The 6,000-nt window shown below is 30.8% G+C and carries 7 protein-coding genes (1 of these 7 only partly in view); 2 read left to right on the top strand and 5 right to left on the bottom strand.

The annotated features are described in order from the left end of the window. Both AC27L2_RS09970 and dprA read left to right on the top strand, forming a co-directional pair. Positions 1–139 carry the 3' portion of a EutN/CcmL family microcompartment protein gene (locus tag AC27L2_RS09970; RefSeq protein WP_487211622.1) on the top strand. 143 nt of this gene lie to the left of the window's left edge, so 139 of the gene's 282 nt are visible here — the last part of the coding sequence; its start codon lies beyond the left edge, outside the window; its stop codon occupies positions 137–139. A gap of 6 nt (positions 140–145) precedes the next feature. Continuing rightward, positions 146–1,267: a DNA-processing protein DprA gene (gene dprA, locus AC27L2_RS09965; protein WP_487211621.1), complete on the top strand. Its 1,122-nt coding sequence runs from the start codon at positions 146–148 to the stop codon at positions 1,265–1,267. On the opposite strand, the gene AC27L2_RS09960 is transcribed toward dprA, so the two are convergent. The 5 genes from AC27L2_RS09960 to AC27L2_RS09940 form a co-directional block, all read right to left on the bottom strand. After that, a complete protein-coding gene (locus tag AC27L2_RS09960; protein ID WP_487211620.1) occupies positions 1,264–2,559 on the bottom strand; it encodes a replication-associated recombination protein A in 1,296 nt (431 codons plus the stop codon). The genes dprA and AC27L2_RS09960 overlap by 4 nt on opposite strands. A 1-nt stretch (position 2,560) precedes the next feature. Further along, positions 2,561–2,848, bottom strand: coding sequence for an FtsB family cell division protein (locus AC27L2_RS09955; RefSeq protein WP_487211619.1), 288 nt, complete (start codon positions 2,846–2,848; stop codon positions 2,561–2,563). Then, positions 2,845–3,849, bottom strand: coding sequence for a D-alanine--D-alanine ligase family protein (locus AC27L2_RS09950; protein ID WP_487211618.1), 1,005 nt, complete (start codon positions 3,847–3,849; stop codon positions 2,845–2,847). The genes AC27L2_RS09955 and AC27L2_RS09950 overlap by 4 nt, the downstream gene beginning before the upstream one ends. Positions 3,850–3,980: 131 nt before the next feature. Next, entirely contained in the window at positions 3,981–5,006 is a 1,026-nt protein-coding gene (locus tag AC27L2_RS09945) for a Gfo/Idh/MocA family protein (RefSeq protein WP_487211617.1), read from the bottom strand. Position 5,007: 1 nt separating this feature from the next. Beyond that, complete coding sequence (locus AC27L2_RS09940) at positions 5,008–5,961, bottom strand: methylenetetrahydrofolate reductase (protein ID WP_487211616.1); 954 nt, start codon at positions 5,959–5,961, stop codon at positions 5,008–5,010. Positions 5,962–6,000 lie beyond the last annotated feature (39 nt).

The following is a 6,000-nucleotide window of genomic DNA, read 5'->3' as shown; positions in this document are numbered from 1 at the left end:
TGATGCAGGAATTGGTGATACAGTTCTTGTTGCTCAAGAGGGCGATGCAATTCAACAAATACTTGGGCATTCAAATGCACCAGTAAATACAATGATTGTTGCAATTGTAGATAATATTGAAATCAACAATGATATATAGTCAAAAGTGGAAGACTATTTCAAAAAGCTAGTCTTTATAAAATCATTACTAAACATTGAGGGGATTGGACCTTATAAAATTTTTTCTTTATTAAATCATTTTCATTCCTTTGAAAACATTTTTGAAGCCGACTTCATTTCTCTTCTTAAAGTTGATGGAATAAACAAAAATTTATCTCAGAGATTACTAAAAGCAAAATCACAATTGCAAGAAATATCAATTAAAGTCGAAGAAGAACTAAATAAGCTTTCTAAATTAAATGCAAAAATTATTACTTACTGGGATAATGATTATCCTGATATTCTAAAAAAAATTTATTATCCACCTTTAATTCTTTACGCATTAGGAAATTTTGCTGAACAAGATAAATATTCATTAGCTGTTGTAGGCACAAGACAACCTACTAATTACGGTAAAATCCAAACTGAAAAAATTGTGAAAGACTTATGTGAAAAGAATATAACAATTGTCAGTGGTCTAGCAAGAGGAATAGATTCTATAGCACATAGAACCGCATTAAACTGCAATTCAAGAACTATTGCTGTTATTGGTTCTGGTTTAGATGTAATATACCCACCTGAGAATTATAAATTATTTTATGAAATTGCCGAGAAGGGTTTAGTAATTTCAGAATATGAGCTTGGGACTAAACCTGATGCTCAAAATTTTCCAAGAAGAAATAGAATTATTTCAGGATTAAGTTTAGGGACGCTTGTTGTTGAAACAAAATTAAATGGAGGTGCAATGCAAACAGCGGCATATGCAATTGATCAAAATCGTGAGGTTTTTGCTATTCCTGGCAACATTAACGTAAAGCAATCAGAAGGTCCAAATACGCTAATACAACGGGGCGAAGCAAAATTAATTACAAATGCTGAAGATATACTGCTTGAACTCAAATTAAAATTAAAACCTGAAATAGGTAAAAATATTCCAAAACCAACTGTAGATTTAACATTATTCGAAGAAAAACTATTACAGGTACTGGGACCTGAAGCCAAACATATTGATGAAATTGCTGCTCTAACTTCAATGTCAACTTCAGATTGTTTAGTTAATCTACTTACACTTGAATTCAAAGGTTTAATCAAACAACTACCTGGAAAAATGTTTATGCTTGCCAATTAATATTTTTTTCTATTCTTCCAGAAATTTTTCAATCTTTCTTTAATTGTCTTTTCCATTCCGTTTTCTGTTGGAAAGTAATATTGTTTATTTTTTATTTCATCAGGTAAATAATTTTCTTGCACAAAATGATTTTCATAATTGTGAGGATATTTATAACCAACACCGTAGCCAGCTTCTTTCATTAAATTTGTAGGTGCATTTCTTAAATGAAATGGGACTGGATATTGAGGAAGTGAATTTACATCATGAATTGCATTATCAATAGCAAGGTAAGATGCATTGCTTTTAGGAGCCGAAGCCAAATAAGTAGCACATTGAGCAAGAATAATTCTTGCTTCAGGCATACCAATTTTTTCACATGCACTGAATGTGGCTTCTGCAAGCACAAGTGCATTTGGCATTGCATTACCAATATCTTCAGAAGCCAGAATAACCATTCTGCGAGCAATAAATAATGGGTCTTCGCCACCTTCAAGCATACGTGCAAGCCAATAAACTGCAGCATCTGGGTCTGAGGCGCGAATACTTTTTATGAATGCTGAAATTAAGTTATAATGCTCTTCCCCACTTTTATCATAGATAATATTTTTCTTTTGTAAAACATTTTGAATTACTTTTTGTGTGATAATTATTTCATCATTGTTTATTTCCTGAATTACAGATGCTTCTAAAATATTCAGCATTATTCTTGCATCACCACCAGAAATGAAAATCAAATAATCAGGGTCTTCAATTTTTATTTTAAGTGATTTAAGAAATTCATCTTTGATAAGTGCACGATTCAAAATATTCTGCAAATCATTTTTTGTAAGTTCATTTAGAATAAAAATTCTAACACGAGATCTTAATGCAGATATAATTTCGAAAGAGGGATTTTCTGTTGTTGCTCCAATTAAAATAATTTCTCCAGTTTCGACTGATGAAAGAAGAGCATCCTGTTGTGCTTTGTTGTAACGATGTATTTCATCAATAAACAAGATAGTTCTTTTATTATAATTAAGATTTTCCTTTGCTTTTTCAATTACATTTCGTAAATCTTTCACACCAGATGAAACAGCATTCAATTGAAAAAAATCAGAATTTGTGTTCTCTGCTATTATCTTAGCAAGTGTAGTTTTTCCTGTACCTGGAGGACCCCATAAAATTATTGAGCTTAATGTATCATTCTCAATCATTATTCTAAGCGGTTTGCCTGGTCCAACAATATGACTTTGTCCCTGAAACTCATCAAGATTTTTGGGTCTAATTCTTTCAGCAAGAGGAATTTTTGGTATGTCTATTTTCTTTGTCAATTTAATATTCTTCTACTTTTAAAACTTTCTCGCTAGGTTTTAACATGTGATATTTTTCACGAGCAACTTTTTCAATTTTTTCTTTGCTGGTTTTCAGCGAATCAATTTCAAGTTGAAGCAAATGCAATTTCATTTCTGCATTGTTAATTTCCTGTTCAAGCTTTTTAATTTCATTTTTAGCTTTGATATACTTTAAAATTCCATTTTCATTAAATAATAAATAAATGAATGCCAACATCAAAAGCGAAAAAAAAACAATGTTATAAATTTTTCTTTTATCGAATTTCATTTAAGAGCATAATTAATTATTCTTTGAATCAATTCCTCAAAACTTATACCTGCAGCTTTTGCCATTTTTGGCAGTAAACTCGTACTTGTCATTCCGGGTAATGTATTTACTTCAAGACAATATGTTCGATAATCCTTCGTTAATCGAAAATCAATTCTTGCATAACTTTCACATCCAATAGAATTAAAAGCAAGCAATGCTTGATGTTGAAGATGTTCTGCTACATTTTTAGGTATATCAGCAGGAACTTCATATTCTGTCATGCCAGTTGTATACTTAGATGTATAATCATAAAAACCAGATTTTGGTTTTATTTCTAAAACTGGCAAAGGTTGTTGTCCTAGTATTCCTACAGTAACTTCTCGTCCTGAAATATATTCTTCAATAAGAACTTTATCAGAATATTGGCGAGCTAATTCAATTGATGTTTTAACCTCGGAATCACCACGACAAATTGTAAGTCCAATTGTTGAACCTTGGTCATTAGGTTTAACCACACAAGGATAACCAAAAAACTTTTTAATTTTTTCTTTTATTAAATCGAAATCTTCTTCATTCTTTCTTACTACAAACCATTTAGGAGTACTTACATCATAATGTTGAAACATAATTTTCGACATACATTTATCCATCGATAAAGAGCTTGCAAGAATTTTGGAACCAGTATATTTAATTCCTCGCATTTCAAGAAGTGATTGCAAAGTACCATCTTCTCCCCATTTCCCGTGAAGTGCGATAAATGCAACATCAACATCATCAAAGATAGAGGAATTAATTATTTCAATATAATTTCGTGGGGAAAGCGCAGAATAATTTTCACTTTCAAAAAATTTATTTTCATCTTCAGGCTGATTAAGCCCGTATGCCGGGTCAATTATTTTTACTTCGTAATTTAATTGTCGTAGCGCCTGAAGTATCGATTTACCTGTAGCTTTTGAAACTTCCCTTTCTGGTGAAACCCCACCTAAAAGTAATGCGACTGTAAGGTTAGAATTATTCATGGTTATTAATTAGCAATGAATTTGTGGATTAACTCTATTCATTTTTTCATAATTAAATATGCATTCAATATTTGCATACAGCTTATAATTTTTCATTCATGCAAAAAATTTAACATAACATCTATATACTACTAATTTTCTTGAGAGTAACATTGTCTTTCGATTTCTTCAATTATATACATATTTTGGAGTGCATCTTCTCCAGAAACAAGTGGAGTTTGTTTCTTAAGAAATGTTTTTTGAGCAGAACGAATCATAAAAGTAACTTTATTAATTTTTTTTCTAAATACTTTTTTAGATTCGCCATGAAGAGCAATTGTCAATTTCGTTGAGAAATTTTTTTTGTCTACTTTACTTTCAAGAATTATTGAACCATTATAACCCAAAATGTCTGCTCTGATTACTGGTTCTTTAGTATCATAAGAAACATTGAAAATACCGTAACCACCGTTTTGAAACTTAAGTATTGCAGAAGCAAAATCTTCAACTTCACTTTTATAAATTACATTATCAATAAAACCTTTAACTTCAGAAACTTCACCTCCGAAATATCTGAGTAAATCTATCATTTGAGAACCAAGGTCTCTAAGAACACCACCACCGCTTAAGCTTTTTTTGAATCGAAAATTATCTGTTGGGGGAAAATCAATATTGTAAGTGACATAAATGGAAATAATTTTCCCGAGAATATTTTTTTCGATAAGTTCTTTTGTTTTGATAATAAGAGGATGGAAACGATGAAGATGGTCAACAATTAAAATAACATTATTTTTTTTACAGGCTTCAACCATTTCTTTTGCCTGCTGTGAATTCAATGCTATTGGTCTTTCACATAAAATATTTTTACCTGCTTCGGCTGCTTTTAATACTTGCCAGTAATGGTCTGAATTTTTGCTCGAAATGTAAAGAGCTTCAATATCACTTTTTAGAAATTCATCATAATTATCAAAAACATATGGAGCACCAAATTTATTTGCAATAAATTGTGCTCGATTAATATCATGGCTGAAAACAGATACAAGTTTGCTTCTTTTAATATTTTGAAAAGCAGGAAGAAAAGTATTTTCTGCAAAACTGCTGCAACCTGCTATTCCCCATTTTAATCTTTTGGGTATTGTTACTTTGATAGTTAAATTTTTTGCTGCAGGTAATATCATTTTAGTAACCCAATTTTTTCATTAGCATATTTATTGGTTTTGAATTTTGCATAATGTAAAAATGAATAGCAGGAACTTTTCTATTCAGTAATTCTTCAACTTGTTTATATGCCCAGTTTACACCAATTTCAAGTGCATGTTCTGGTTTTGCTTTATCGAGTTCTTCAACCAATTCAGCTGGAATATCAATAAAAAAATTTTTTGGTAATGTATGAGCATGTGCTTTTGAAGTAATAATTTTTAGACCTGGAATAATAGGAACATTAATTCCTTCTTTTCTGCATAAATCGACATAATTAAAATAATCTTTGTTATCAAAAAACATTTGTGTTACAATGTAAGAAGCACCTGCATCAACTTTAGCTTTGGTATAACGGATGTCAGTTATAAGATTTGGAGCTTCATAATGCTTTTGCGGATAACCACTGACTCCGATACAAAAATCCATTGGTTCTGCATCAAGCAAACCATCTTCAAGATATTTTCCTTGATTAAGGTCCTGAATTTGTTTTACCAAATCAATTGCATACTCATTTACACTTCTTCCATATCTAACTGGTTTTTTGAAACCACTATCATCACCTCTAACTGCAAGAACATTATCAATCTGCAAATAATGTAGTTCAATTAAAAAATCTTCAGTTTCCTCTTTAGTAAATCCTGTACATAAAACATGAGGGACTGCATCAACATTATATTTATTTTGGACAAGAGCACAAATTCCAAGTGTACCTGGGCGTTTTCTTTTCACTCTCATCTTCATTTCGCCGCCAGGTGTTTCTTCATAAACTACTTCAGCTGGATGACTTGTAATATCAATAAAAGGAGGATTATACTTTATAATATCATCCAGAACTTTTAATAATTCTTTTATATCTCCTCCTCTCTTGGGAGGTATTATTTCAAAACTGATTAATGTTTCGTTTGCTTTTGCTAAATGTTCTGTTACTTTCATAAAAAAATCACTTTTTGATTTCTAAATTTAACATTTTGT

The sequence above is a fragment of the Rosettibacter sp. KY25 genome (assembly GCF_057554405.1).
This window is presented reverse-complemented; position numbering and strand designations above follow the sequence as displayed.

Bases quoted from the DNA above. Each gene is read 5' to 3' on its own strand.
- AC27L2_RS09955 (WP_487211619.1), bottom strand. From the start codon at position 2,848: ATGAAATTCGATAAAAGAAAAATTTATAACATTGTTTTTTTTTCGCTT.
- AC27L2_RS09950 (WP_487211618.1), bottom strand. From the start codon at position 3,849: ATGAATAATTCTAACCTTACAGTCGCATTACTTTTAGGTGGGGTTTCA.
- AC27L2_RS09945 (WP_487211617.1), bottom strand. From the start codon at position 5,006: ATGATATTACCTGCAGCAAAAAATTTAACTATCAAAGTAACAATACCC.
- AC27L2_RS09940 (WP_487211616.1), bottom strand. From the start codon at position 5,961: ATGAAAGTAACAGAACATTTAGCAAAAGCAAACGAAACATTAATCAGT.